This window comes from Frankia canadensis (assembly GCF_900197875.1).
GTDB classification, from domain to species: Bacteria; Actinomycetota; Actinomycetes; order Frankiales; family Frankiaceae; genus Frankia; species Frankia canadensis.
Window position 1 is genome coordinate 1 of the sequence record NZ_FZMO01000489.1, and the last position, 826, is coordinate 826.

Consider the following 826-nt stretch of genomic DNA (forward strand, 5'->3'; position numbering starts at 1 on the left):
GGGTTGCGGCGGCGGCGACCACCCCACGCCGTCGCCGCCGCCGCAACCCTCCGCCACCAACCACGGCGACACCCCCGCCACCGACACCGACCTCGCGCACCCGGCCACCCCAGCCACCGACGCCGAACCGACGCAGCCGCCCACCGCCACCACACCGCCAGCAGCCACCACGGCGACCACCGACGACACGACCGACATCGCAACGGCGGGGGAGCGGGCCACCCGCCGCACACGACGCCGCGCCACCCTGCGCCGACGCACCCCACCCGCCCTGACCGCCCTCGCCGCCGGCGCACTGCTCTACCTCGCCACCCCACCCGTCGGCGCCTGGCCCCTCGCACCGCTCGCCATCACCCTGCTCACCCTCACCGTCCGCGGCCGGCGCCCCCGCGCCTCCTACGCCCTCGGCCTCCTGTTCGGCCTCGCGTTCTTCCTCCCCCTGCTGCGCTTCGTCTCCTTCGTCGGCGCCGACGCCTGGATCGTCCTCGCCCTCGCCGAAGCCGCCATCCTCGCCCTCGTCGCCCCCGCCACCACCCTCGCCTGGCGCCTGCCCGCACCCTGGCTGTGGACCGGCTGCGTCTGGACCGCCCAGGAAGCACTCCGCGACCGCGCACCCTTCGGCGGCTTCCCCTGGGGACGCCTCGCCTTCACCCAGTCCCACAGCCCCCTCACACCCCTCGTCGCCGTCGCCGGCGCCCCCACCCTCACCGCCGTCGTCGCCATCCTCGGCGCCCTGCTCGCCCTGGCCGCCCTGCACACCACCAGCGCCGCGCGCACCCTCCCCGCCACCCGCCGCACCCGCCCCGACACCACGACAGACACCGAC

General features: G+C 77.1%; 1 pseudogene. It reads left to right on the forward strand.

The annotated features are described in order from the left end of the window. Nucleotides 1-826: pseudogene (locus tag C1A33_RS37105) on the forward strand (apolipoprotein N-acyltransferase); the annotation flags it as partial.